This window comes from Phyllobacterium ifriqiyense, from assembly GCF_030817885.1.
GTDB classification, from domain to species: Bacteria; Pseudomonadota; Alphaproteobacteria; order Rhizobiales; family Rhizobiaceae; genus Phyllobacterium; species Phyllobacterium ifriqiyense.
Window position 1 is genome coordinate 1,027,146 of sequence record NZ_JAUSZT010000003.1, and the last position, 23,561, is coordinate 1,050,706.

Genomic DNA, 23,561 nt, shown 5'->3' on the forward strand with positions numbered 1-23,561 from the left:
GCGGTTGTAATCAGGACTTGGCAAAAGCCAGAAGATCCGCGTTCAGCTTGTCCTTGTGCGTCGTAGCCAAACCATGCGGCGCACCGGCATAGACGTTCAAAGTGCCGTTCTTTACAAGCTTCACGGCTTTGCGGGCCGTGTCATCAATGGGCACGATCTGGTCATCATCGCCGTGGATAAACAATGTCGGCACATCAATCTTCTTCAGATCTTCGGTGAAATCCGTTTCTGAAAACGCCTTGATGCAGAAATACGAGGCTGGCATTCCGGCCATCATACCCTGCAGCCAGAAAGCGTTTCTAATGCCTTCAGACTCTTTGGCGCCAGCCCGATTGTAGCCATAAAAGGGCAGCGACAGATCCTTGAAGAACTGTGAGCGATCGGCAATCACGCCATCACGAATGCCGTTGAAAACATCGATAGGCAGACCCTCAGGATTTGCAGCGGTTTTCAGCATCAGAGGCGGCACTGCCCCCACAAGAACGGCCTTGGCGACACGCTTCGTACCGTGACGGCCGATATAGCGGGCGACTTCGCCGCCACCAGTTGAATGCCCAACCATGATCGCGTCTTTCAAGTCGAGCTTCTCGAATAGTTCGGCCAGATCATCGGCATAGGTGTCCATGTCATTGCCATTCCAAGGTTGGCTGGAACGGCCATGGCCCCGGCGGTCATGAGCAATCACACGGTAGCCATTGGACGCAAGAAAGAACATCTGATCTTCCCAGGCATCCGAAGTGAGCGGCCAGCCATGGCTGAAAACTACCGGCTGCCCTGTTCCCCAATCCTTGTAGTAAATCTCTGTGCCGTCCTTCGTGGTGATCGTGGTCATTGTCCTTTGTCCCTTTACTGGCTGATTGGATTTAAGTTGCTTGGATTTATCGGTGGCCATCGCGGGAATGGAAGGGAGGCTGATAGCAGCCGCCACTCCAATACCCGCCGTCAAAACAGAACGGCGCGAGGTCAATTTCTTCAGGCTGTTGATCATGACGCTAGAGTAAGTTTTGCGTCAGTTAATCGAAATGCGTACGTCGAGATTGCTGCGCGTTGCTTCCGAATAAGGGCAAACAATATGTGCTGCATCCACAAGCTCGCGTGCCTGCCCAGCCTCGATACCGGGTAATGTGACAGCCAGAGCAACGTCCAGCCCGAAACCCTTGCCATCTTCGCGAGGACCGATGCCGACGGTTGCTGTTACGGCGGTATCTTCCGAAAGCTTGATCTTCTTCTGGGAAGCAACGAATTTCAACGCGCCAAGAAAACAAGCCGAATACCCTGCTCCAAACAGTTGCTCAGGATTGGTGCCCTGCGCACCATTGCCGCCCAGTTCCTTGGGGGTTGAGAGCGTTACTTCCAAACGGCCATCTTCGCTCTTCGCGCTGCCGTCGCGTCCACCTGTTGCCGTCGCCTTGGTTGTATAAAGAATGCTCATCTGGTTTTCCTCTCGAAGTTGATTTTCTCAATACCTATTAAATTGCACACAATTGAATTGTGTGCAATACTTATTTTATAGATGATGAAAAATTAAATGATGCACAATTGAATACGCATGGCTATTATAGTCCAGGCCTTTGGGAAGGAAGACAAATGAACGCTGGAACGCAAAAACCGGAATCGCAGTTGAAGCTGGAGAATTTCCTTTGCTTCGCCATTTATTCCACCGCCAACGCCGTGACACGTGCCTATCAGCCTCGGCTGTCGGCGTTAAAGCTGACTTATCCGCAATATCTTGTGATGGTGGTATTGTGGGAAGAAGAGAACCAGACTGTCAGGGCAATTGGAGACAAGCTCAGTCTGGATTCCGGCACATTGACGCCGCTCTTGAAACGCTTGGAAACAGCCGGTCTCATATCACGCCAACGTGACAAGACCGACGAGCGTCAAGTGCTGATAAATTTGACAGAAGAGGGTCGCGCCTTGCGGGCCCGCGCGGAGTCAGTGCCCCTTGCCATGGGACAGGCATTTGGCTGCACGCTGGGCGAAGCACGTGGCATGCGGGCTGAACTCATCAGCTTGCGCGACAATCTCGTGGCAAGTATCGACAACGCATAAAAAAGGCGCTGTCACCAGCGCCCTTTCAGGTTTTTCATCCGCCTTTAGATTATGCGGCAATCTTTTTGGGCTGGATAAGCCCACGTGCAACCAGGAGTTCTGCGATCTGAACGGTGTTCAGGGCCGCGCCTTTGCGAAGATTGTCAGAAACGATCCAGAGCGACAGGCCATTTTCGACCGTTATGTCTTCGCGGATACGCGAAATATAGGTGGCGTCTTCACCAGCTGCTTCATAAGGTGTGATGTAACCGCCGTCTTCATGACGATCAATGACAAGGCAGCCAGGCGCATCGCTCAGAATGTCCCGGGCTTCTTCAGCGCTCATTGGGCTTTCAAACTCAATGTTCACTGCTTCGGAATGGCCGATGAAAACAGGCACCCGCACGCAGGTTGCTGTGAGCTTGATCTTTGGATCAAGCATCTTCTTGGTTTCAGCAACCATCTTCCATTCTTCCTTCGTGTATCCATCTTCCATGAATACATCGATATGTGGAATAACGTTGAAGGCAATTCGCTTGGTAAACTTCTTGGCTTCCACCGGATCTGCAACGAAAACTGCGCGTGACTGCTGGAAAAGTTCATCCATGCCATCCTTGCCTGCCCCAGATACGGACTGGTAGGTGGAAATCACGAGGCGCTTGATGCGCGCCTTGTCATGCAATGGCTTCAAGGCAACGACAAGTTGCGCCGTGGAGCAATTGGGATTGGCAATAATGTTCTTCTTGCTAAAACCGACAATCGCATCAGGATTTACTTCAGGCACAATCAAAGGCACGTTGGAATCATAGCGCCAAGCGGATGAATTATCGATAACGACACATCCCTGTGCGCCAATCTTCGGCGACCATTCCTTCGAAATATTGCCACCTGCAGACATCAGGCAGATATCGGTATCGGAAAAGTCATAGGTATCGAGCGCTTTAACCTTCAGCGTCCTGTCCCCGTAGGAAACTTCAGTCCCCTGCGACCGGCGTGAAGCCAGAGCAACAACTTCGCTCACGGGAAAGCCGCGCTCTTCCAGTATTGTCAACATTTCGCGGCCCACATTGCCTGTGGCGCCAACAATCGCAACCTTGAAACTCATTATGTATTCTCCTGTCCCTCTCCGCTGCTTCGAACCCGCTGGCCACCGCGGGTCTTATCCCCCGAGCCGGGCTCGGGAGGGGGCGAGCAGGCCAAGGGAAATCAGACCGTTTTAGTGGTCGTTTTCGAGAGTTTTTTGGCCGAAATTTTGGTCTGGAAAGCAGGCACACCGACACATCCGGCGATAATGCCGGAACTGTTCAGCAAAAATAGCGACGTTGATTCGCTGCGCACCGAAGGCTCTCCTGTTCCGCCTGTGCTTGTACGCGGTTTCCAAAAAGAGTCAATTACATCTTTAAAGGGCAAGAATATGTCGTGTTACGCACAATTTTAGACATTTGGTATAAGTTACGGGCTTTGCTTTCTTCAATATTTAGTCAACAATTGAATAGTGCATTGGGTTGTATGACCTTGGGGGGAAAGAAATTCACAAGGACATTGGCTGGCGCGCGATGTGCATTAGCAACAAGCTAAGCAAAAATGACGCGCGAAATTATCGATAGTGGGGACATGACAAAAGGTTTGGGCTGAGCATGTCTCTTTGACTTTGGGCTTAATTGCTATTTACTGGGAGGAATAGAAATGGCATCCACTACCGTGTCCGGCACTACCAGCCGGGGGATGACGCGGGAAGAAAAGAAGGTGATCTTCGCTTCTTCTCTCGGCACCGTTTTTGAATGGTACGACTTTTACCTTTACGGTTCATTGGCTGTCTTTATTGGCGCCGCCTTCTTCAGTGAATATCCGGAAGCAACGCGCAACATTTTTGCCTTGCTTGCATTTGCCGCGGGCTTTCTCGTTCGTCCGTTCGGCGCGCTGGTCTTCGGACGCATCGGCGATCTCGTCGGCCGCAAATATACTTTCCTTGTCACAATCCTGATCATGGGTCTGTCGACATTTCTGGTCGGTATTCTGCCAGGTTCCGCGAGCTGGGGTATCGCAGCGCCGATCATTCTGATCGCTTTGCGCATGCTTCAAGGTCTTGCGCTCGGCGGCGAATATGGTGGTGCGGCAACTTACGTTGCTGAACACGCGCCAAGCAACCGGCGCGGTTTCTATACATCATGGATTCAGACGACAGCAACGCTCGGACTTTTCCTGTCACTTATCGTTATCCTCATCATCCAGAATTCGATGACGAAAGAAGCGTTCTCCGCATGGGGATGGCGCATTCCTTTCATTCTGTCATTCGTTCTTTTGGGCGTTTCGGTCTGGATCCGCTTGTCGCTTAGCGAATCGCCAGCCTTCAAAAAGATGAAAGAAGAAGGCAAGGGATCAAAGGCACCGCTGTCTGAAGCATTTGGACAATGGAAGAATGCAAAGATTGCATTGCTGGCGCTTTTTGGTCTTACAGCCGGTCAGGCGGTTGTCTGGTATTCAGGTCAGTTCTACGCCCTGTTCTTCCTGCAGAACGTCCTGAAAGTTGACGGGCAGTCCGTCAATATCATGATTGCCATTGCGCTCTTGCTCGGCACTGGCTTTTTCGTTTTCTTCGGCTGGTTGTCGGATAAGATCGGACGTAAGCCAATCATCATGGCTGGTCTGGCACTTGCCATTCTTACCTACTTCCCTCTGTTCAAGGCTTTGACCTGGGCCGCCAATCCAGCGCTGGCCTCATCTCAGCAGAATGTGCGTGCAACTGTAACTGCGGCACCTGGAGATTGTAACTTCCAGTTCAATCCGGTTGGTACAAGAAAGCCGCTCACATCCTGCGATATCGCAACTGACTTCCTGGCTAAAAACTCCATTCCTTATGACATCGCAGCAACGGCTCCGGCCGGATCTGCCGCAACAGTCAAAATTGGCCAGGAAACGGTTGAATCCTACGATGCAACCGCTGCGGGTGCTGAAGCTGCCGCGAAGGATGGTGCATTCAAAAAAGGGGTAAACCTTGCACTTCAGGATGCTGGTTACCCGCTGGTTCGCGATCCAGCAAAGGTTGCAGACAGCAAGCTTGATGCCTTGGTTGCAAGCAATCCGAAACTGGCATTGGATGCAGCTGCAATCCGTGCTGGCGAAAAGACGGTTGTGACTGTGGCTCAAGCTATCAAAGATAAGCTGATCACAGCAGAAGAGGCGGCAGGTGCCACCGAAGTTACCGTTTATAGCGTGCCAAAAGCTGGTGCATTCAAGATGGTAGCCGACCCGGCAGCGGTCAACTGGACAATGATTATCGGTATTCTGTTTATCCTCGTCCTTTATGTGACGATGGTTTATGGGCCGATTGCAGCAATATTGGTTGAAATGTTCCCAACCCGTATCCGCTATACCGGCATGTCCCTGCCCTATCATATCGGCAATGGATGGTTCGGCGGTCTGCTACCGGCGACGGTCTTCGCGATGAGCGCCGCCAAGGGCGATATCTATTACGGTCTGTGGTATCCGATTGTGATTGCCGCGATGACGCTGATCATCGGCCTGCTCTTCGTTCGCGATACAAAAGATACCGATCTGGATGAAGTAAAATAGCATCCTCACAAATACAAAAGCCCGGCGCGATCACTCGCGCCGGGCTTTTTATTTCAGCCGCTATATATCAGGCGGCCAGAGCTTTGAACTTCGCAAGAATGGCATCGCCCATTTCGACGGTTCCGACTTTGGTCATACCATCGGACATAATGTCAGCGGTGCGAATTCCGTCATCGAGGACACCTGCAATAGCCGCTTCCAGCCGATCCGCTTCAGCCACCATATTGAACGAATAACGCAGGCACATGGCGAACGAGGCGATCATCGCAATTGGATTGGCCGCACCAGTACCAGCGATATCCGGCGCAGAGCCGTGTACGGGCTCATACAGAGCCTTACGGCTTCCTGTCTTGCCGTCGGGCGCACCAAGCGAGGCTGAGGGCAGCATGCCCAGAGAACCCGTCAGCATTGCCGCAATATCGGAAAGCATGTCGCCGAACAGATTGTCTGTTACGATAACGTCAAACTGTTTCGGCCAACGTACGAGCTGCATGCCGCCTGCATCGGCCAGCATATGATCGAGTTTCACGTCTGAATATTTTGCCTTGTGGGTTGCAGTAACAACCTCATTCCACAAGACGCCCGACTTCATGACGTTGCGCTTTTCCATTGAGGTGACTTTGTTGCCACGCGTCCGGGCGAGCTCGAAGGCAACTCCGGAAATCCGCTCGATCTCATATGTATCGTAAACCTGAGTATCAATGCCGCGCTTCTGACCATTGCCAAGATCGCGAATTTCCTTCGGTTCCCCGAAATACACGCCACCAGTCAGCTCGCGCACAATGAGAATATCCAGACCTTCGACGATTTCCTTTTTCAGGGAAGATGAATCGGCAAGTGCAGGATAGCAAATGGCTGGGCGCAGATTTGCAAACAGCTCCATATCCTTGCGCAGGCGCAGCAAACCGGCTTCCGGCCGAACATCGTAGGGAACGCTATCCCACTTTGGACCACCAACGGCACCGAACAGCACGGCATCCGATGCCAATGCCTTTTCCATATCTGCCTCGGAAATGGCCTTTCCATGGGCATCATAAGCGCAGCCACCGACCAGACCTTCGTCCAGTTCAAAGTCGCTTTTCAACTCGGCATTCATATAGGCAATGATCTTGCGGACCTCGGCCATTGCCTCAGGACCGATACCATCGCCAGGAAGAAGGAAAAGCTTTTTCGATGCCATGCTGGAAACCTCGTTATGTGATTGGCTCTCGTGGGAATGGCGCGTACTTAGCGCAACTTGAGCAAAGAAGAAAAGCGTTTTGGGAAATTATCTTAAATCCCCTCACCGATATGCGCGCCTGTCAGGCACGAAAAAGCCCGGCAAAAACCGGGCTTTGGTAATACTGACCTAAAATGGTCAGGCCCAAGGGCGGGCTTGCGCATTGGACGCTTCGAAACTGTCGATCTTCGATGCTTTTTCCATCGTCAAACCAATGTCATCCAAACCGTTCAGCATGCAGTAGCGGCGGAATTCGTCGATCTCAAAGCTGATTGTTCCACCGTCCGGCCCCTTGATAGTCAAGGCCTCAAGATCGATTGATACCGTGGCGTTGGAACCGCGCTGCGCATCGTCCATTAGCTTATCAAGATTTTCCTGGCTGACTCGGATCGGCAAGATACCGTTCTTGAAGCAGTTATTGTAGAAAATATCAGCAAAGCTCGTTGAGATGACACAACGAATACCAAAATCCAGCAAAGCCCACGGTGCATGTTCGCGGCTTGAGCCGCACCCGAAATTGTCACCAGCGACGAGAATCTGCGCCTTGCGATAAGCTGGCTTGTTAAGAACGAAATCAGGATTCTCGCTGCCATCTTCGTTGTAACGCATTTCAGCGAACAACCCCGTACCCAAGCCAGTGCGCTTGATCGTTTTAAGGTAGTCCTTGGGAATGATCATGTCTGTATCGACATTGATGATGGGCAGTGGGGCGGCAACGCCCGTGAGCTGGGTGAATTTATCCATAATAGCTGCCTGTACGGTCCATGCGTAGGTGAGATTTATCCTTGGCTTTACACCAGCTCGGCCATGAATCAAAGCTTTTCGCCTGTGGCACTTTATGCTTGGCAAATCTCAGCCCTTGCCTTGCTTCTGTCTTCGGGGCAAAAAGTTGTCATGAGCAAGCCTTTCCGTCCGCGTCGATCTGTACTTTATGTTCCGGCCTCCAATCCGAAAGCCTTGGCTAAAGTGGCGTCGCTCAATGCCGATGCGATTATTTTCGATCTCGAGGATGCGGTCGCTCCGGAAGCCAAGGAAGATGCCCGCGAAGCTCTGCGCGCTTATTTTGCAGCCAATCCTGCAGGCAAAGCTGAGCGCATCATCCGTATCAATCATCTCACCAGCGAATGGGGCGGCGAAGACCTTCTGGCCGCACGCGCCTGTAAGCCCAATGCGATCCTTCTACCAAAGGTAGAGAATCTGCAGGATGTGACCGGAGTGGCGGAAGTCTTGGAAGAAACCGACGCATCAGAAAACGTGCGTTTATGGGCGATGATCGAAACGGCACGCGGCATCATCAATGCCGACGAGATTGCCGAGCTTGGCCTGCGATCAACCTCAAGACTGGATTGTTTTGTCGTAGGCACGAATGACATTGCCAAAGAAACCGGAACTGTTCTGGAAAAAGGCCGGCATTTTTTCACACCGTGGCTCATGCAGATTCTGCTATGCGCCAAAGCCGGTCATCTTGATATTATTGATGGCGTCTATAACGACTTTAACGATATGTCCGGCTTTGAAAGTGAATGCGGCGAGTCTTTCAAAATGGGGTTTGATGGGAAAAGCCTTATCCATCCATCGCAAATTGAACCGGCAAACAAAGCGTTTACCCCCGTTTCCGAGGCAGTGACTGATGCCCGCTCTATTGTCCAAGCCTTCGACCTTGCCGAAAATGCAGGCAAGGGCGCAATTTCGTTGAATGGCCGGATGGTGGAGCGGATGCATCTTGAAACCGCCCAAAAATTGCTGGCAAGGATTGAAACAATCAATCATTCAAATTAGTGCAAATCAAACAAGCACGAGAATGGGAATTCACTATGAAGCTCTACAGATTTTTGACTGGTCCCGATGATGCGAGCTTTTGCCATAAAGTAACAGCCGCTCTTAACAAGGGCTGGCATATTTATGGCTCACCGACATATGCGTTCAATTCTGTAACCGGCATCATGCAATGCGGGCAGGCTGTGGTCAAAGATGTCGATGGCGTCGACTATATACCCGGCACAACAAAGCTCAGCGATCACTAGACACCCAACCGACGCTTGAGCGCCTGATATTGCGGCTCTGACGTATCAGCCATGGCTTCATCGCGCGTGGCTGGTCTGTCCTCAAACGGAATGGGCCGGTCAAACTGGCTAATGGTCATATCCCAGCGAACGCCATCGATCAGATTGTAAAAGTGAGTGCCGCCATAGGTCTTCGTCTTGAGGATCGAGCCGCCAAATATGTCCTGCACAATAATCGATGTTACGCTGCACTGGCCTTTTGCGGGGTTTTCAGCCGACCAGGAGGCTGAGCTTTCCCTGCTCCATGCGGATTTGAGACTCTCATATAGCCCGTATGGCGTTGAGTAATCGGCGGTCAAGGCAATCCCCTGTGATAGCTATTCGACGCTAGCCTCTATACGTTCCATCTCCTCATCGGACAATCCGAAATGATGCCCGATTTCGTGGATAAGGACATGCGTGACAATATCGCCAAGCGCCTCTTCATATTCCGCCCAATAATCAAGAATGGCCCGTCGATAAAGCGTTATGCGATTGACCTGGTCGCCTGTCTGCAATGAAAAACGTTCACCGATACCATTGCCCTCAAAAAGGCCCATGAGATCGAAAGGCGATTCCAGCCCCATATCTTCAATAATCTGATCATCGGGAAAGTCAGAAACCTGCATGGTGATTTCACCGCACAGACTGCGGAAATTTTCCGGCAGATGGGCATAGGCATCAATTGCCAGTGATTCAATTTCAGCGATTGAAGGCGAAAGGCGGTTCGCCCAGTCAGCCGTTTGGTTACTTCTGGCCATCACAATTCCTGATAAGGTGTTTATGGCCCTATATAGTGCGTCAGCAGCATGTATGCGAGGGCATCAATCCTCAAGCGCACGCGCCTCGGAGGGAAGCATGATGGGAATACCGTCTCGCACGGGATAGGCTAACCGCGCTTTTTTGGAAATCAATTCAGATTTTTTCTTGTCATAGGTGAGTGGTCCTTTTGTCAAAGGACAAACCAGAAGCTCCAGCAACTTGCGATCAAGGGGTGTTTCACGATCAGCTTCTGTCATAGCGGCGTCCTATTGGAGGCTTGATTCATAATCGTCCTGATCCTTCGCAAGAGCTATCTCGGTAATCGCGATCAAGGTTTCGGCTCTTGTTTTCAGATCTGTCGCTTCCAGCAAAGCCTGTTTTTCCGCTGCGCCGAAGGGAGACATCATGGCAAGCGCATTAACCAGTGTTTCATTGCCAGCCCGAGAAATACCTTCCCAATCAGCCTCCAAGCTATTCGCGTCCAGATAGGCGCGGAAAACACGCAGCAATGCAGCCCTGTCCACCTCCCTGTCGTCCGCCTCGTCGAGATCCGCACGCAAGGGCGCAATCTTGCACTGACGGAAAGGCGTGCGTGTTGAGAGCTCTTTCACAACTCGGAACCGGCAAATACCTTGGAGCGTAACCAAGATCCGGCCATCACCGGTTTCTGCAAACGAAGTTATTCTTCCAAGACATCCCACTTCGCTCAGCTCAAGACCTTCCTCATCTTCTTGGTCAAGGCGAGGTTGAATCATGCCGATGATACGCTTGGAGGCGAGCGCGGCATCTATCATCGCAAGGTAGCGTAGCTCGAAAATATTGAGCGGCAATTGCCCACCTGGCAGCAGCAACGCTCCCGAAAGAGGAAAAATCGGAACGCTTTCAGGAATATCATCCAAAGTACGATAGCGTACATTTCCAGCTTGCATAACTAGCTCCGGGCCAAGCCCTTTAATCTGCTTTTCTGTATACTATACTTGTCAGGAAAACAGCAGGGAGGAAAGTTTGCGACGTGCACTCATGGAAGCAGGATCGCCCGCTCCCCACGCATCAAAAAACTGCAAGAGTTGCTTTCGCGCGCCGTCCTCGTTCCAATTACGATCTGCCTTCATGATGGCGAGAAGATGGTCAGCCGCCTCATCACGTTGATCCTTGGCGTTGAGTATCATGGCCAGATCATATCGTGCCTGATGGTCAGCCGGATTGGCCTCAAGGCGAGCTTCCAAGGCCGTTGGATCTCCGAGTTCAGCCACTTGCAGGGCCAGTGCAATTTTGGCTTGAGCGGCCCTGACTCCCGCATCCTCTTTCCCGGCTGGCGGCACCATGTCCAGCGTCGCCTGTGCCGTCGGGATATCCCCAAGCTCGATCAGGCAATTTGCAAGACCTGCAAGTGCCGCCAGATGATCGGGAACCTCGGCAAGCACAGCAGAATAAATCTGGCCGGCCTGTTCAAAATCAGCAGCCTCGACCATTTGAGCCGCAGCAGCAAGCGCATCCTTTATCGCTTCGTCACGTCCACCATTTGGTGAGGAAATCTTATCGATGAATTCCTTCACCTTGGATTCGGGCAAGGCGCCCATAAATCCATCTACGGGTTTGCCATCAGAAAACGCGATCACCGCAGGTATTGATTGAATACCCAGCTGCCCGGCAATCGCCGGATGATCGTCAATGTTCATTTTGACAAGTTTGACGCGACCGCCAGCCGCCTGAACCGCCTTTTCCAGAATTGGAGTGAGCTGCTTGCACGGCCCGCACCACGGAGCCCAGAAATCAACAAGGACGGGCTGTTTCTTTGATTCAGCAATAACATCGGCCGAAAATGCAGCGGTTGTCGTATCCTTTATGACATCGCCTGCCGGTGCAGAGGCTTCATTGGAACCGAAAGTCAGCGTCGTTGCTGCTGACTCGCTGCCATATCCACCGCTGAACGGATTATCTATATTGCTCATAAAATTCTCCGTCACCTTTGGATGAATTAACTGCCGACATGCCGGCATGTCTAGAACACTCAGTTCGGGTTTTATGCTTCAATTTTCAAGATCAAAGGCGAGTGCCCGGTCTCTTTGAGAAATCTTAAAAGATCGTCCGGGCGTATCGATGTCGTTGCTTCATTAGTCAACGGATGCGCATTGATCATTTCATGGTGGAACAGGCTTTCGTCAAGGATGACCTTCACATTGCGTTCCACATCATTGATGACACCGAGCACGCTGACAGAGCCTGGAACCAGACCCAGATACTCCAACAGTTTTTCTGGCTTGCCAAAAGACACTCGGCTCGCTGCGCCAATCTTGGTGTGAATGGTTTTCAAATCCACCTCTGCCTCTTCATCGACTGTCAGCAGAAAGAAATTGTCCTTCTTGTCTTTAAGGAAGAGGTTCTTCGTATGGGCACCGGTAATTTTTCCGCGCAGCGCCTGAGCTTCCGCCACGGTAAAAACCGGGGCGTGGCGAACTGTAGATACCTCAATGCCAAGGTCACTGATAAATTGCATCAGTTCTTCATACGACTTCGGCATCTGCATCCTCCTCAAATTCATCATGCATTTGTAAAACTGTCTAATGGCTCGAGAGCCTTGCCTCAAGCAAAACCCTGAGACTTCGTGAGACAATCGGTAAATTTTACGGATATCGAAAGAAAGTCCAATTTTCCCTGTTGCAATTGGTCTGCGCTTGGGTCATATAGCACCCGCTTCGCAAGACTAACTGGCACATGCGGGAGTAGCTCAGGGGTAGAGCACAACCTTGCCAAGGTTGGGGTCGAGGGTTCGAATCCCTTCTCCCGCTCCAGTTGTCCGAAGATCAAAAGGCTCAGGTTTACCTGGGCCTTTTTGCTTTCCGGAATATCTGACACCAAATATTGCTAATCGCTATGCAATGTCTCGGATCGAATCAAATTCATCCGTGGAATGTCGCGCTTCACCCCATCGCGAAGCTATTTGCCATTTCCTTCTGACGGGCCATAGCATTGGAATGATGTTTGCAATGTCCGGCTAAATAGCTAAACCATTGCTCCATGGCACAGAAGAAAGCTCATGAAGTAGATTCGTTTTTAAAACGTTTGGATCGCAGTTATCCGATCGTGCTTCTTTACGGGCCCGACAAGGGATTGGTTAGCGAAAGAGCCGACCTCTTCATCACGATGACTGGTTTGGCGAAAGATGACCCTTTCGCGGTTATCCGGCTGGATGCTGATATTGTTCAGGCGGAGCCTGGGCGGCTATCTGACGAAGCCAACACAATATCCATGTTTGGCGGAGAGAGGTTGATCTGGGTGCGAAACGCTTCCGGCCAGAAGGGGCTGGCTGATGCTGTTTCTCATTTGGCGAAAAATCCGCCGATTGCGACCTTCATCCTCATTGAAGCTGGCGATCTCAAGAAAGGCGCAGGCTTGCGGGGCATTGTCGAGCAAAGTGCCAGCGCCATGGCGCTACCCTGCTACAGCGACGACGCGCGCGGCATTGACAGCACGATTGATGACATGTTGACAAAAAACAACCTGCAGATCGCATTGGATGCCCGCAACTTGCTCAAAGAAAGTCTGGGCGGCGACAGACTGGCGACTCGTGCCGAGCTGGAAAAAATCTGTCTTTATGCTCATGGCAAGGAACGGATAACCGTAGAAGATGTTCGTGACATCATAGGTGATGTCAGCGCCACCTCTTACGAAACCATCGTCGATGCAATGATAACGGGTAATCTGAATGATTTTACTTCGGCGTTTGACCGGGTCGTAAACACGGGTAGTCCCAGCTTTTTGATCCTCAGTTCAGCCATACGGCAGTTTCAAGCGTTACAAACGCTCCGTTACGGCATGGAAACCGAAAATAAAAATGCAGCCTCCGCCGTTGCCACGGCGCGCCCGCCCGTTTTCTTTGCACGAAAAAAGCTCATGGAAACAGCCCTTCAGCGCTGGTCCACGGCATCTTGTGCCAGAGCGATCGAGAGGCTGCAAAAGACAGTCCTCGACAGCAGGCGCAATGCTGCTCTCTCGGTTCCAATCATTCGTCAAACAATGATCGCACTTGTGGCAGAAGCTGCCCGGGCTGGGCGCTCAAACGGGCGCTAAGGCTGAAGTCAAATCTCAGGCCAAGCCGCCCCATTTTGTGCGGTTCTGCAAACGCTGGCAAATCTCATCCAACTGCTCAAGCGTGGTGTAGTGAATACGTACGTCACCACCCTTGTTGAGATGATTGACTGTAACGCGCATACCCATCACATCGGAAAGGAGCTTTTCAAGCGCTTGCGTGTCAGCATCCTTTTCATCAACCGTTTTGGCCTTGGGTGAGGGCTGTTTTCCGCCTTCGCCCTGCGCCAAAGCTTCCGCTTGGCGGACCGACAGGCCGTCACGGACGATCTTATCGGCCAAAGCAGCAGGATTGTCTGCAGTGATCAATGTGCGCGCATGCCCTGCAGAAAGCGAACCGTTAGTGATCATATCGCGCACCGGCTCTGGCAATTTCAGCAGCCGAAGCGTATTGGCAACATGACTCCGGCTCTTGCCAATAACCTGCGCCAAGTCAGCTTGCGTGTAGTCGTGATCATCGATAAGTTGTTGATATCCCATACCTTCTTCCAGTGGATTAAGGTCGGCGCGCTGCACATTCTCAATAATGGCAAGCTCGAGGGCAACGCGATCATCGACCTCACGGATGATGACAGGAACTGTGGTAAGACCCGCACGCTGCGCAGCGCGCCACCGGCGCTCACCGGCTATCAGCTCATATCGATCAGCCGAATCCTTGGCCAAACGGACGACCACAGGCTGCACTATTCCGTGTTCGCGGATGGAATTCGTCAGGTCTTCCAAATCGCTTTCCGTAAACAGTCTACGAGGATTGCGTGGATTGCGTGCAATGAATTCAATAGGGATTTGGCGATCCAGCGTTGCGACAGGCGCAGCTGCCTCATCCGGCACACGATCCATCTCTCCGATCAATGCGGCCAGACCACGACCCAAGCGTTTCTTTGAAAGATCTTCATTCATTGTCATAGGCTCTTCAAAAATGTTTCGTTCACGAATCGATTAGGCAGCGCGCAAATGACGCTCTCTCTGTATGACTTCCGACGCCAGCTGCAAATAGGCCTGGCTGCCGGCACACTTCAAGTCATACAAAATGGCAGGAATTCCGTAAGAGGGCGCTTCAGAAACACGGACATTCCTCGGAATTACCGTACGATAGACCTTATCGCCCATAAAGGATCGGACATCGTCGACCACTTGGGTCGCCAAATTGTTTCGCCCATCATACATTGTCAGAACAATGCCTTGAATCATTAGTGCGGGATTAAGCGACGTACGCACTTGGCTAACGGTCTCGAGCAATTGGCTCAAGCCCTCGAGAGCGAAAAACTCGCATTGCAATGGCACAAGCACCGAATCCGCGGTCGCCATGGCATTCATCGTCAACAGATTGAGCGATGGCGGACAGTCTATAAGGATATAGGTGAAAGCTGATGTTGACGAATTGCCTCTAAAAGCCTTCCGTAGCCGGGTCGCACGATCAGCCGCGTTAGCGATTTCCATTTCAACACCAAGAAGATCCAAAGTTGAGGGTATCAAGGAAAGGCTTGGCACAGCCGTGGGCACTGCAGCTTCTTCCACCGTGGCCGTTTGCATCAAGACATCGTAAGATGATATCGCCCGGCTCTTTCGATCAACGCCTAGGCCAGTACTCGCATTTCCCTGCGGATCAAGATCAACAATGAGCACATTTTCGCCGATTGCCGCCAACGCGGTCGCGAGGTTAATCGCGGTCGTCGTCTTACCCACGCCGCCCTTCTGATTTGCTATTGTTATAATGCGAGTCTGGTTATTCATTGGCTTTTCCTGAACACTAAACTGTTCGTTGCCGATAAAATGGAGCATTAGGTGGCGCGGTTTTTAAAGTCTGCAGAGATTGCTTATCTGCAAAACTACAGAATCTTTGTCGACAACGCTTCTATGTTCTACCAGATCAAAGGTCCAGTCGTCACGAGTTTCGTCGATTTCCCGGCGGTAATCCCTACCTTTTTGAAAAAGCGCTGTTGCTCCTCCGATTAGCCAAGGTTCAGCGAGCACGAATAACTCTTTCAAAGAGGCGAGGGCGCGGGCCGTTATTATCTCAGGAGTAGCAATCTTCTGCCATACCGCGTCAATTCTGGCCGCGTGAACCGTGCCTGGAGCAGAAGCTTGACCAATAGCTGTACGCAGGAATGCGGCCTTCTTGGAATTGCTTTCGACAAGATCAATCCTGCTACCAACTGACTGCTTCAGAAAAATAGCAAGGACAACACCCGGAAATCCGCCGCCGGAGCCAAGATCAAGCCAGACCTTAGCATCTGGGGCCAAGCGATAGAGCTGTGCACTATCAAGGATATGCCTTTCCCAAAGTTGATCAAGGGTGGAAGGCGACGCCAAATTTATCGCTTTGGACCACTTTCTGAAAAGTGTCTCAAAAGCAAATAAATCCTCCAATGTTTCACGTGAAACATGTGGAAGGATTTCTTGCAGGCTTTCTTCGCGATTTTTGGTCACGCCACATTCCGTGTGGACGTGCGTCTTATTTGTGTAATGATCAGGGCTAGAGCCGCGGGTGTCATGCCGTCAATTCGTTGTGCCTCAGCTATCGACTTCGGTTGCCGTTGCCTAAGCTTTTGTTTTAGTTCATTCGATAATCCGGCTGTGGCTTCGAAATCTATTCCCGCAGGAATCGTCAGCATTTCATCCCGCTGCATGGCGGCGACATCGCTTTTCTGGCGTTCAAGATAAACAGCATATTGCGCCTCAATTTCTAGCGCTTCGCCGATACGTGGCTCGATAGCAGCCAACTCAGGCCAAATATCTTTCACACGCTGCAAATCAATATCGGGAAAAGCCATCAGATCGTAAGCCGAGCGTCGAACGCCATCCTGGTTTAGGCGCAATCCCATATTCGCAGCCGCGGAGGGCGTAATCATCAAATTTTTGGCCAAATCACGCGCAAGGTCGAGCGCCTCGGTACGTTGCTTGAAGCGTTGCTCACGCTCTTTCCCCAAAATCCCGAGACGAGAAGCCAGAGGAGTTAGACGCTCATCAGCATTATCAGCGCGCAAAGACAATCTGAACTCGGCGCGCGACGTAAACATGCGATATGGTTCGCTCACACCGCGAGAAGTAAGATCATCAACCATTACGCCAATATAGGCGTCGGTGCGTTGCATTATAATCGGCTCGGTTCCACTCGCCAGGCGGGCTGCATTGAGACCAGCCAGGAGCCCCTGCGCAGCCGCTTCTTCATACCCGGTCGTTCCATTGATCTGGCCCGCCAGGAAGAATCCCTTGACCCGGCGGGTTTGCAGAGTCCGGTCCAACTCACGCGGATCAATAAAGTCGTATTCGATTGCGTAACCCGGCTGCAGCATTGTCGCATGTTCGAGGCCAGGAATCGTTTTGAGTATATCGAGCTGAACGCTTTCCGGTAGGGAGGTGGAAATTCCGTTAGGATAAACCGTATCGTCGTCTAATCCTTCCGGCTCCAGAAATATCTGATGACCATCCCGATCGCCGAATTTTACGATCTTGTCTTCGATCGACGGGCAATAGCGTGGGCCTATCCCTTCGATAGAGCCGGAATACATCGCGGATCGATGAATATTCGCCCGGATCACCTCATGCGTGGCCGCAGTTGTTCGGGTTATGCCGCAGTCTATCTGTGGATTGTTAATCCTATCCGTCATCAAGGAAAATGGCAGAGGATTCTCATCGGCCGACTGGGTTTCAAGACTCTTCCAGTCTATCGACTTACTATCCAGCCGAGGCGGTGTTCCCGTTTTCAATCGTCCTAGTGCGAAGCCTTGTTGAAGCAGCGTCTCGGACAATCCAAGGGCAGGGGCCTCGCCCATGCGTCCTGCAGGAATTTTCTTCTCGCCAATATGGATTAACCCTCGAAGGAAAGTCCCGGTAGTTAAAACAACCGCTGCACAATCGAGAACACGTCCATCCATCAACTGGACGCCCTTCACACGGCCATCGCTTATAATGAGGTCATTTGCTCCGCCTTCAATAACGGTAAGGTTTTCCTGCTCTTGGATCGCACGTTGCATTGCCAGTCGATACAGCTTGCGATCTGCTTGTGTGCGAGGGCCGCGTACAGCTGGCCCCTTGCGGCGATTGAGCAGCCTGAACTGGATACCGGCAGCGTCAGCCACGCGCCCCATCAGCCCATCCATAGCATCAATTTCCCTGACGAGGTGGCCTTTACCCAGGCCGCCAATCGCGGGATTGCATGACATAACGCCGATAGTGTCTGCGCGGTGAGTGACCAGTGCCGTATTCGCGCCAAGACGTGCAGCCGCAGCCGCAGCCTCACAGCCCGCATGCCCACCACCGATAATGATGACGTCAAATGATCTCTGCACGATGCAAAACTTTCTGGATTCGATTTGAGCTCTTGATGGTCAAAACCGCGCCCTGAGTCAAGTATAACCGGATGAATGGTGTTTCACGTGAAACATTTTCTCTATTTCTGGATAGATCATCTTATGGATTCGCCGGGGTGTTTCCATCAGTCGGCTATCTGCCCGGATGGGCGTTAAAGCCGCTGCCGACCCCAATGTTTCACGTGAATCATTTCCCTATGCAGAATTGCGAAAACACAACGTCCAATATGTCTTCCACATCGACATCCCCGGTTATGCGTCCCAGAGAGTATGAAGCCCGTCTTAAATATTCGGCGCGAACTTCCAGGGGCGCTGCTATATCCTCAATAGCAGCGCGAAGCTCAATACTCGCCTCGTTGAGCAACTCCATATGTCTGCGCCGAGTGGGGAGTGGGTCAGAAATGTCCCCCGCTGCTGCTTCGGCCTTTTGCGATAGAAGCGTCAAAAGGGCGTCAACGCCTGCATTAGTGCGTGTGGAAATTACCAGATCATACTCACCGATTTCGGATTCGGTCACCAGATCCGCCTTCGTGCCAATTCTTAGTACGTTCTTTGTCAAAGGCACATCGTCCAACGGGATGGGATCGGACAAATCTGTGACGCTCAAGATCAAGTCAGCGGAGTGAGCTCGGTCGAGCGCTCGCTCTATGCCCATCATTTCCACCGCTCCAGTGGTATTGCGAATTCCGGCTGTATCCGTGATCAGGACAGTGATCCCGGAAAGATCGAGCTTAATCTCAATCAGATCACGGGTTGTGCCTGGCTCGTCAGACACAATGGCAACGTCGCTACCGGCCAAAATATTGAGCAGGGAAGATTTACCAGCATTGGGAGCCCCAATAATAACGACTCTGTAGCCATCTCTCACAATTGCCCCGCGCCTTCCGTCGCCTACATGTTTAGTAATACGCCCGGCGAGATCTGCCATTTGTTCCCAAACCAAGTCGGAAACTGAACCGGGGACATCTGACTCGTCGGCGAAGTCCAGTTCAGCCTCTATGAGGGCGCGGGCGCGGATGAGTTCCGAGCGCCAGCCCGAATATAGCTGTGCCTGCGCGCCGGATGATATTTGTAGAGCCAATCGTCTTTGGCTGTCTGTTTCAGCCGCGATGAGGTCTGCCAGTCCTTCTGCTGCTGTCAGATCAAATTTGCCATTTGCATAAGCTCGCCGGGAAAACTCCCCAGCTTCTGCCATTCTGCACCCGTCAAATCCGTACAGAGCGGTAATCATGGCATCCACTACGGCCTTGCCGCCGTGAAGGTGAAACTCGGCGCAATCTTCTCCTGTAAAACTGTGCGGAGCGGGGAAGAACACTGCCAGGCCGCGATCAATCAAATCGCCATCGCTGTTCTTGAAGGAGGACAGCTTGGTCAGGCGTGGTTCCGTTAGGCTACCACAGATCGTTTCGACTACGAATCGAGTTCGCGAGCCTGATATTCGTATGACGGCTATGCCCGAGGGCAGGCGCCCACTTGATAGGGCAAAGATGGTATCTTCAAAAATATACATTTAATCAGTTCCTACTACACAGGCCTTGATAACCCTCTTAGTGTAGTTGGGAAAGGGAGAGGTGATCCATGTCCGAGGCAGCTAATCTGCTGGGTAATCAATCCAGCCCCTATTTGCGGCAACATGCCGATAATCCCGTCCACTGGCGGCCTTGGGGCAGGGCGGCGCTGGACGAAGCTATCCTGACGAATAAACCAATTCTCCTCTCCGTAGGTTATGCTGCGTGTCATTGGTGCCATGTCATGGCCCATGAATGTTTTGAGGACAATGAAGTCGCGGCGCTAATGAACGAGCTTTACATCAACATCAAGGTTGATCGCGAGGAACGGCCCGACATCGATCAGATTTATATGGCGGCTCTCGGCGCCATGGGCGAACAGGGTGGCTGGCCGCTCACAATGTTTTTAACACCTGAGGGAAAGCCATTTTGGGGAGGTACCTATTTTCCGAAGCATTCCCATTATGGCAGGCCCGGATTTCTTGATGTTTTACGTTCCATTGACGGCGCCTGGCGCAATGACCGCCAACGCGTGGAACAGAACGTTATTGCCCTGACCCAGCACATTAGTGCGCGGCTCAATGCCCAGGCAGAAGAAACAAAGCTTGATCCGGCTTTGATCAACCAGTTCGCGTCTAACATTTTCGGGGCAATGGATACTGTCAAAGGCGGTCTGACCGGATCACCCAAGTTTCCGAGCGCCCCTTTCATGGACACAATCTGGCTTTCGTGGCTCCGCACTGGCGATTCAACGCACCGGGATATCTTTTTGAAAAGCCTCCAGACCATGCTTCAAGGAGGAATCTACGATCATCTCGGTGGCGGCCTGTCCCGATATTCTGTCGATGATGCATGGCTTGTGCCGCATTTTGAAAAAATGCTTTACGACAATGCGCAGCTTATAAGACATGCCACCTATGCCTTTTGCCAGACAGGAAATTATTTGTTTCATCAGCGAATCGACGAGACGGTTGCTTGGCTCCAGCGCGAGATGATTGTCGATAGCCGATTTGCTTCCAGTCTTGATGCGGACAGTGAAGGCGAAGAGGGACGCTTTTATGTTTGGCAAGACGCCGAAATTCCGACAACAGATGAATTCCAACACTTTCGTGAAGTGTATGATGTTACTGAAGAGGGCAACTGGGAAGGTAAAAACATTCTTAATCGCTTGCAATCCATCAATCTCCTGGATGCTTCGTCGGAAGACAATCTGGCAAAAGCCCGAGACAGACTCTTCAAAGCACGCGAAGCGCGCATTCGTCCTGGCCGTGATGACAAAGCCTTGACCGATTGGAACGGGCTAATGATACGGGCTCTTGCAGAGGCCGGGCGTACATTTGAGAGAAGTGATTGGATTAATATTGCGACAGACGCATACCGTTCCATATCCGAATCGATGGTGGACGGGCGACTGCCGCACTCGGTACTTGGAAATTCGCGTTTGTTTCCTGCGCTGTCATCTGACTACGCCGCCATGATAAATGCGGCAATATCACTCCACCAGGCAACACAGAACGCTGATTTTATCAATCATGCAAAGCATTGGAAGGATATGCTGGACCGCTGGCATCAAGACGAATATGGGCTTTATTCCCTTAGCGCCAATGATAGTACGGACACTATCATCCGGGTTCGAGGCGATCAGGACGAGGCCGTGCCAAGCGCCACAAGCCAGATCATCGAAGCTTTGGCGCGGCTGGCATTGGTAACAAGCGATGAGGAGCTGCGGTTGCGCACCATTTCGATCACAGAAAAAGCCCTCGGGCGCATCCTGCAACAACGTTACGGACAAGCGGGAATCCTCAATAGTGCCGGGCTAATGCTCGACCAGATAAAGCTTGTAATCGTAACACCAGACAAAGATCATCCTCTCATGAGGATGGCCGATCGCATCGCCGATCCACGCCGGATTGATCTATGGATCGAATATAGAGAAAACCGGAAGATTGAGCTGGTTGCCGGCAGTGGTGAGATTACAATAAATAAACCCGCAGCTTTTTTGTGCCGCGGGTTTGTTTGTCTTCCACCGGTCGAGACAGAAGCAGAACTCGAAGAGCTGCTGCGATCCAGCTTTTAGGTATTCATATTGTCGAAGAAGTCACTGTTGGTCTTGGTCTGCTTCAACTTGTCGATAAGGAATTCGATCGCGTCTGTTGTGCCCATTGGAGCAAGGATACGACGCAAGACGAAAATCTTCTGCAGATCCTGACGTGGAACCAGCAGGTCTTCCTTACGCGTACCGGACTTGAGAATATCCATTGACGGGAAGATGCGCTTGTCGGCAACCTTACGGTCAAGCACGATTTCCGAGTTGCCCGTGCCCTTGAATTCTTCAAAGATGACTTCATCCATACGGCTACCGGTATCGATAAGCGCCGTCGCGATAATGGTTAGCGAACCACCTTCTTCAATATTACGGGCAGCACCAAAGAAACGCTTGGGGCGCTGCAATGCATTAGCGTCAACACCACCGGTCAAGACCTTACCGGATGATGGCACGACAGTGTTGTAGGCGCGGCCGAGACGCGTGATCGAATCGAGCAGGATGACAACGTCGCGCCCGTGTTCGACAAGACGCTTGGCCTTTTCTATGACCATTTCCGCAACTTGCACGTGACGGGATGCCGGCTCGTCGAAAGTGGAAGAGACAACTTCTCCCTTCACGGAACGCTGCATGTCTGTCACTTCTTCCGGGCGTTCATCGATCAGCAGGACAATCAGATAACATTCAGGATGATTGGCAGTAATTGAGTGGGCAATATTCTGCAAAAGAACAGTTTTACCAGTACGCGGCGGTGCAACGATAAGCCCGCGCTGACCTTTACCAAGTGGTGCCACAAGATCAATGACACGAGCCGAAAGATCCTTGGTAGTCGGATTTTCCAACTCCATCTTGAATCGTTCATTTGGATAAAGCGGTGTCAGATTATCGAAATGGATCTTGTGACGGATCTTTTCAGGGTCTTCAAAATTGACTGTATTTACTTTCAGAAGCGCGAAATATCGTTCGCCTTCCTTTGGCCCGCGGATCGGACCTTCAACTGTATCGCCCGTCTTCAGGGAAAAGCGGCGAATCTGCGAGGGTGAGATATAGATATCATCGGGGCCCGGGAGATAGTTTGCATTGGCGGAGCGCATAAAGCCGAACCCGTCCTGCAAAATCTCAACCACGCCTTCGCCGATAATCTCAACTTCCTGAGCAGCGAGCTTTTTGAGGATCGCAAACATCAATTCCTGTTTGCGCATGACACTGGCGTTTTCCACTTCCAGCGTCTCCGCGAAAGCCAAAAGGTCTACCGCGGTTTTGTTCTTAAGTTCTTGTAGTTTCATTTCCTGCATGTGTGCGGAACTCTAATTCTTGTTGTTTGAAATGGGGAAGGGAAATGACGATGCCTGAATGCAGTGCCATGATGACATGGCCGGTGATGCTATGGCGGTATTTCCGTAGGAAGAGCCCCTATCTAGCTAATAGACCAGCCAAGGGCAAGAGGTTTCATGAGTCCTATTGATATAAGACTGTTGTTTTTATGATGAATCAAAATGGCCTAATAATGACCATGATTACAATAACAATCATGAGCAATGTAGGTACTTCATTCATCAACCGCCAGAAACGCGCGGATTTTTCATTCCGATCTTCTGCAAATAACCGGACCGCCTTTGTGAAAAAGCCATGTACGCCGGATAGAAGAATGACTGCCAGAAACTTCACGTGAAACCAGCCGTCCAGATATGCCTGACTTTGCCAGGCCAGCCAGAGGCCTGCAATCCATGTCAGTCCCATGGCTGGATTTATAATCGCTTTGAGAAGTCGATTCTCCATCAGTTTGAATGTCTCAGACTGAACGGAGCCAGTTTCAGCAGTGCAGTGATAAACGAAAAGACGTGGAAGATAGAGCATGCCCGCCATCCACGATATGACCGCAATGACATGGATTGCCTTGACCCAAAGATATGCTCTGTCCGGATAGATTAAAACCAGGCCAACTGCTGCAATAGCCACTGCCGCCATGATCAGGCGCGG

At 51.5% G+C, this 23,561-nt stretch carries 24 protein-coding genes and 1 tRNA gene; 7 read left to right on the plus strand and 18 right to left on the minus strand.

Annotated features, from left to right (window positions below):
- Positions 1-10: 10 nt before the first annotated feature.
- Entirely contained in the window at positions 11-832 is an 822-nt protein-coding gene (locus tag QFZ34_RS12600; RefSeq protein WP_307281420.1) for an alpha/beta fold hydrolase, read from the minus strand.
- Positions 833-1,009: 177 nt separating this feature from the next.
- Positions 1,010-1,432 (minus strand): organic hydroperoxide resistance protein, encoded by a 423-nt coding sequence (locus QFZ34_RS12605; protein WP_307281422.1) that lies wholly within the window; start codon positions 1,430-1,432, stop codon positions 1,010-1,012.
- 155 nt (positions 1,433-1,587) lie between these two features.
- Between QFZ34_RS12605 and QFZ34_RS12610 the strand changes: the two genes are divergently transcribed.
- Positions 1,588-2,052: a MarR family winged helix-turn-helix transcriptional regulator gene (locus tag QFZ34_RS12610; RefSeq protein ID WP_307281424.1), complete on the plus strand. Its 465-nt coding sequence runs from the start codon at positions 1,588-1,590 to the stop codon at positions 2,050-2,052.
- 49 nt (positions 2,053-2,101) lie between these two features.
- Here QFZ34_RS12610 and QFZ34_RS12615 read toward each other — a convergent pair whose 3' ends face one another.
- Positions 2,102-3,136 carry an aspartate-semialdehyde dehydrogenase gene (locus QFZ34_RS12615; RefSeq protein ID WP_115054479.1) on the minus strand — a complete coding sequence of 345 codons (1,035 nt, stop codon included), beginning with the start codon at positions 3,134-3,136 and terminating at the stop codon, positions 2,102-2,104.
- Positions 3,137-3,717: 581 nt separating this feature from the next.
- Here QFZ34_RS12615 and QFZ34_RS12620 point away from each other — a divergent pair.
- Positions 3,718-5,604, plus strand: a complete 1,887-nt coding sequence (locus QFZ34_RS12620; protein ID WP_307281430.1) for an MFS transporter — start codon at positions 3,718-3,720, stop codon at positions 5,602-5,604.
- Positions 5,605-5,671: 67 nt separating this feature from the next.
- Here the strand turns inward: QFZ34_RS12620 and leuB are convergent, their stop codons facing one another.
- Both leuB and leuD read right to left on the minus strand, forming a co-directional pair.
- Positions 5,672-6,784, minus strand: a complete 1,113-nt coding sequence (gene leuB, locus QFZ34_RS12625) for a 3-isopropylmalate dehydrogenase (RefSeq protein WP_307281434.1) — start codon at positions 6,782-6,784, stop codon at positions 5,672-5,674.
- Positions 6,785-6,961: 177 nt separating this feature from the next.
- Positions 6,962-7,567, minus strand: a complete 606-nt coding sequence (leuD, locus tag QFZ34_RS12630; RefSeq protein ID WP_115054483.1) for a 3-isopropylmalate dehydratase small subunit — start codon at positions 7,565-7,567, stop codon at positions 6,962-6,964.
- Positions 7,568-7,717: 150 nt separating this feature from the next.
- Between leuD and QFZ34_RS12635 the strand changes: the two genes are divergently transcribed.
- Positions 7,718-8,602: an HpcH/HpaI aldolase/citrate lyase family protein gene (locus tag QFZ34_RS12635; RefSeq protein ID WP_307281439.1), complete on the plus strand. Its 885-nt coding sequence runs from the start codon at positions 7,718-7,720 to the stop codon at positions 8,600-8,602.
- A 35-nt stretch (positions 8,603-8,637) separates the two neighbouring features.
- Entirely contained in the window at positions 8,638-8,847 is a 210-nt protein-coding gene (locus QFZ34_RS12640) for a DUF1737 domain-containing protein (protein WP_115054484.1), read from the plus strand.
- Here the strand turns inward: QFZ34_RS12640 and QFZ34_RS12645 are convergent.
- The 6 genes from QFZ34_RS12645 to QFZ34_RS12670 all read right to left on the minus strand — a co-directional run bounded on the left by QFZ34_RS12645 (position 8,844) and on the right by QFZ34_RS12670 (position 12,148).
- Positions 8,844-9,185 (minus strand): YunG family protein, encoded by a 342-nt coding sequence (locus tag QFZ34_RS12645; protein WP_307281445.1) that lies wholly within the window; start codon positions 9,183-9,185, stop codon positions 8,844-8,846. The two genes, QFZ34_RS12640 and QFZ34_RS12645, sit on opposite strands and share 4 nt — an antisense overlap.
- Positions 9,186-9,203: 18 nt before the next feature.
- The gene (locus QFZ34_RS12650; protein ID WP_115054486.1) at positions 9,204-9,626 is read right to left on the minus strand and encodes a metallopeptidase family protein; all 423 of its coding nucleotides are present in this window, start codon (positions 9,624-9,626) and stop codon (positions 9,204-9,206) included.
- Positions 9,627-9,689: 63 nt separating this feature from the next.
- Positions 9,690-9,884, minus strand: a complete 195-nt coding sequence (locus QFZ34_RS12655) for a Trm112 family protein (protein WP_115054487.1) — start codon at positions 9,882-9,884, stop codon at positions 9,690-9,692.
- A 9-nt stretch (positions 9,885-9,893) separates the two neighbouring features.
- Positions 9,894-10,556 carry an LON peptidase substrate-binding domain-containing protein gene (locus tag QFZ34_RS12660; RefSeq protein WP_115054488.1) on the minus strand — a complete coding sequence of 221 codons (663 nt, stop codon included), beginning with the start codon at positions 10,554-10,556 and terminating at the stop codon, positions 9,894-9,896.
- A gap of 51 nt (positions 10,557-10,607) precedes the next feature.
- Positions 10,608-11,579 (minus strand): thioredoxin, encoded by a 972-nt coding sequence (trxA, locus tag QFZ34_RS12665; protein WP_115054489.1) that lies wholly within the window; start codon positions 11,577-11,579, stop codon positions 10,608-10,610.
- A 71-nt stretch (positions 11,580-11,650) separates the two neighbouring features.
- Positions 11,651-12,148 (minus strand): prolyl-tRNA synthetase associated domain-containing protein, encoded by a 498-nt coding sequence (locus QFZ34_RS12670; RefSeq protein ID WP_307281459.1) that lies wholly within the window; start codon positions 12,146-12,148, stop codon positions 11,651-11,653.
- A gap of 196 nt (positions 12,149-12,344) precedes the next feature.
- Between QFZ34_RS12670 and QFZ34_RS12675 the strand changes: the two genes are divergently transcribed.
- Both QFZ34_RS12675 and holA read left to right on the plus strand, forming a co-directional pair.
- A tRNA-Gly gene (locus tag QFZ34_RS12675) sits at positions 12,345-12,419 on the plus strand.
- Positions 12,420-12,645: 226 nt separating this feature from the next.
- Positions 12,646-13,698 (plus strand): DNA polymerase III subunit delta, encoded by a 1,053-nt coding sequence (gene holA / locus QFZ34_RS12680; protein ID WP_307281462.1) that lies wholly within the window; start codon positions 12,646-12,648, stop codon positions 13,696-13,698.
- A gap of 15 nt (positions 13,699-13,713) precedes the next feature.
- Here the strand turns inward: holA and QFZ34_RS12685 are convergent, their stop codons facing one another.
- The 5 genes from QFZ34_RS12685 to mnmE form a co-directional block, all read right to left on the minus strand.
- Positions 13,714-14,616 (minus strand): ParB/RepB/Spo0J family partition protein, encoded by a 903-nt coding sequence (locus QFZ34_RS12685; RefSeq protein ID WP_307286286.1) that lies wholly within the window; start codon positions 14,614-14,616, stop codon positions 13,714-13,716.
- Positions 14,617-14,655: 39 nt separating this feature from the next.
- A complete protein-coding gene (locus QFZ34_RS12690) occupies positions 14,656-15,450 on the minus strand; it encodes a ParA family protein (protein ID WP_115054493.1) in 795 nt (264 codons plus the stop codon).
- 63 nt (positions 15,451-15,513) lie between these two features.
- Entirely contained in the window at positions 15,514-16,146 is a 633-nt protein-coding gene (gene rsmG, locus QFZ34_RS12695) for a 16S rRNA (guanine(527)-N(7))-methyltransferase RsmG (protein WP_307281466.1), read from the minus strand.
- Positions 16,143-18,008, minus strand: a complete 1,866-nt coding sequence (mnmG, locus tag QFZ34_RS12700; RefSeq protein WP_370878743.1) for a tRNA uridine-5-carboxymethylaminomethyl(34) synthesis enzyme MnmG — start codon at positions 18,006-18,008, stop codon at positions 16,143-16,145. Before mnmG ends, rsmG begins: the two co-directional genes overlap by 4 nt.
- 208 nt (positions 18,009-18,216) lie before the next feature.
- On the minus strand, positions 18,217-19,539 hold the full coding sequence (gene mnmE, locus QFZ34_RS12705) for a tRNA uridine-5-carboxymethylaminomethyl(34) synthesis GTPase MnmE (protein ID WP_307281470.1): 1,323 nt from the start codon (positions 19,537-19,539) through the stop codon (positions 18,217-18,219).
- A gap of 68 nt (positions 19,540-19,607) precedes the next feature.
- Here mnmE and QFZ34_RS12710 point away from each other — a divergent pair, with 68 nt between their 5' ends.
- A complete protein-coding gene (locus QFZ34_RS12710; RefSeq protein WP_307281473.1) occupies positions 19,608-21,614 on the plus strand; it encodes a thioredoxin domain-containing protein in 2,007 nt (668 codons plus the stop codon).
- On the opposite strand, the gene rho is transcribed toward QFZ34_RS12710, so the two are convergent.
- The gene (gene rho / locus QFZ34_RS12715) at positions 21,611-22,876 is read right to left on the minus strand and encodes a transcription termination factor Rho (RefSeq protein ID WP_115054498.1); all 1,266 of its coding nucleotides are present in this window, start codon (positions 22,874-22,876) and stop codon (positions 21,611-21,613) included. The genes QFZ34_RS12710 and rho overlap by 4 nt on opposite strands.
- 196 nt (positions 22,877-23,072) lie before the next feature.
- Positions 23,073-23,549, minus strand: coding sequence for a protoporphyrinogen oxidase HemJ (gene hemJ, locus QFZ34_RS12720; protein ID WP_370878844.1), 477 nt, complete (start codon positions 23,547-23,549; stop codon positions 23,073-23,075).
- Positions 23,550-23,561 lie beyond the last annotated feature (12 nt).

Coding starts and splice junctions, on each gene's coding strand:
- QFZ34_RS12615 (WP_115054479.1), bottom strand. CDS start 3,136: ATGAGTTTCAAGGTTGCGATTGTTGGCGCCACAGGCAATGTGGGCCGC.
- mnmE (WP_307281470.1), bottom strand. CDS start 19,539: ATGTATATTTTTGAAGATACCATCTTTGCCCTATCAAGTGGGCGCCTG.
- QFZ34_RS12660 (WP_115054488.1), bottom strand. CDS start 10,556: ATGCAAGCTGGAAATGTACGCTATCGTACTTTGGATGATATTCCTGAA.
- QFZ34_RS12710 (WP_307281473.1), top strand. CDS start 19,608: ATGTCCGAGGCAGCTAATCTGCTGGGTAATCAATCCAGCCCCTATTTG.
- QFZ34_RS12600 (WP_307281420.1), bottom strand. CDS start 832: ATGACCACGATCACCACGAAGGACGGCACAGAGATTTACTACAAGGAT.
- QFZ34_RS12655 (WP_115054487.1), bottom strand. CDS start 9,884: ATGACAGAAGCTGATCGTGAAACACCCCTTGATCGCAAGTTGCTGGAG.
- QFZ34_RS12685 (WP_307286286.1), bottom strand. CDS start 14,616: ATGAATGAAGATCTTTCAAAGAAACGCTTGGGTCGTGGTCTGGCCGCA.
- leuD (WP_115054483.1), bottom strand. CDS start 7,567: ATGGATAAATTCACCCAGCTCACGGGCGTTGCCGCCCCACTGCCCATC.
- QFZ34_RS12620 (WP_307281430.1), top strand. CDS start 3,718: ATGGCATCCACTACCGTGTCCGGCACTACCAGCCGGGGGATGACGCGG.
- rho (WP_115054498.1), bottom strand. CDS start 22,876: ATGCAGGAAATGAAACTACAAGAACTTAAGAACAAAACCGCGGTAGAC.
- holA (WP_307281462.1), top strand. CDS start 12,646: ATGGCACAGAAGAAAGCTCATGAAGTAGATTCGTTTTTAAAACGTTTG.
- QFZ34_RS12605 (WP_307281422.1), bottom strand. CDS start 1,432: ATGAGCATTCTTTATACAACCAAGGCGACGGCAACAGGTGGACGCGAC.
- trxA (WP_115054489.1), bottom strand. CDS start 11,579: ATGAGCAATATAGATAATCCGTTCAGCGGTGGATATGGCAGCGAGTCA.
- QFZ34_RS12670 (WP_307281459.1), bottom strand. CDS start 12,148: ATGCCGAAGTCGTATGAAGAACTGATGCAATTTATCAGTGACCTTGGC.
- QFZ34_RS12650 (WP_115054486.1), bottom strand. CDS start 9,626: ATGGCCAGAAGTAACCAAACGGCTGACTGGGCGAACCGCCTTTCGCCT.
- QFZ34_RS12610 (WP_307281424.1), top strand. CDS start 1,588: ATGAACGCTGGAACGCAAAAACCGGAATCGCAGTTGAAGCTGGAGAAT.
- leuB (WP_307281434.1), bottom strand. CDS start 6,784: ATGGCATCGAAAAAGCTTTTCCTTCTTCCTGGCGATGGTATCGGTCCT.
- hemJ (WP_370878844.1), bottom strand. CDS start 23,549: ATGGCGGCAGTGGCTATTGCAGCAGTTGGCCTGGTTTTAATCTATCCG.
- QFZ34_RS12640 (WP_115054484.1), top strand. CDS start 8,638: ATGAAGCTCTACAGATTTTTGACTGGTCCCGATGATGCGAGCTTTTGC.
- QFZ34_RS12635 (WP_307281439.1), top strand. CDS start 7,718: ATGAGCAAGCCTTTCCGTCCGCGTCGATCTGTACTTTATGTTCCGGCC.
- QFZ34_RS12690 (WP_115054493.1), bottom strand. CDS start 15,450: ATGAATAACCAGACTCGCATTATAACAATAGCAAATCAGAAGGGCGGC.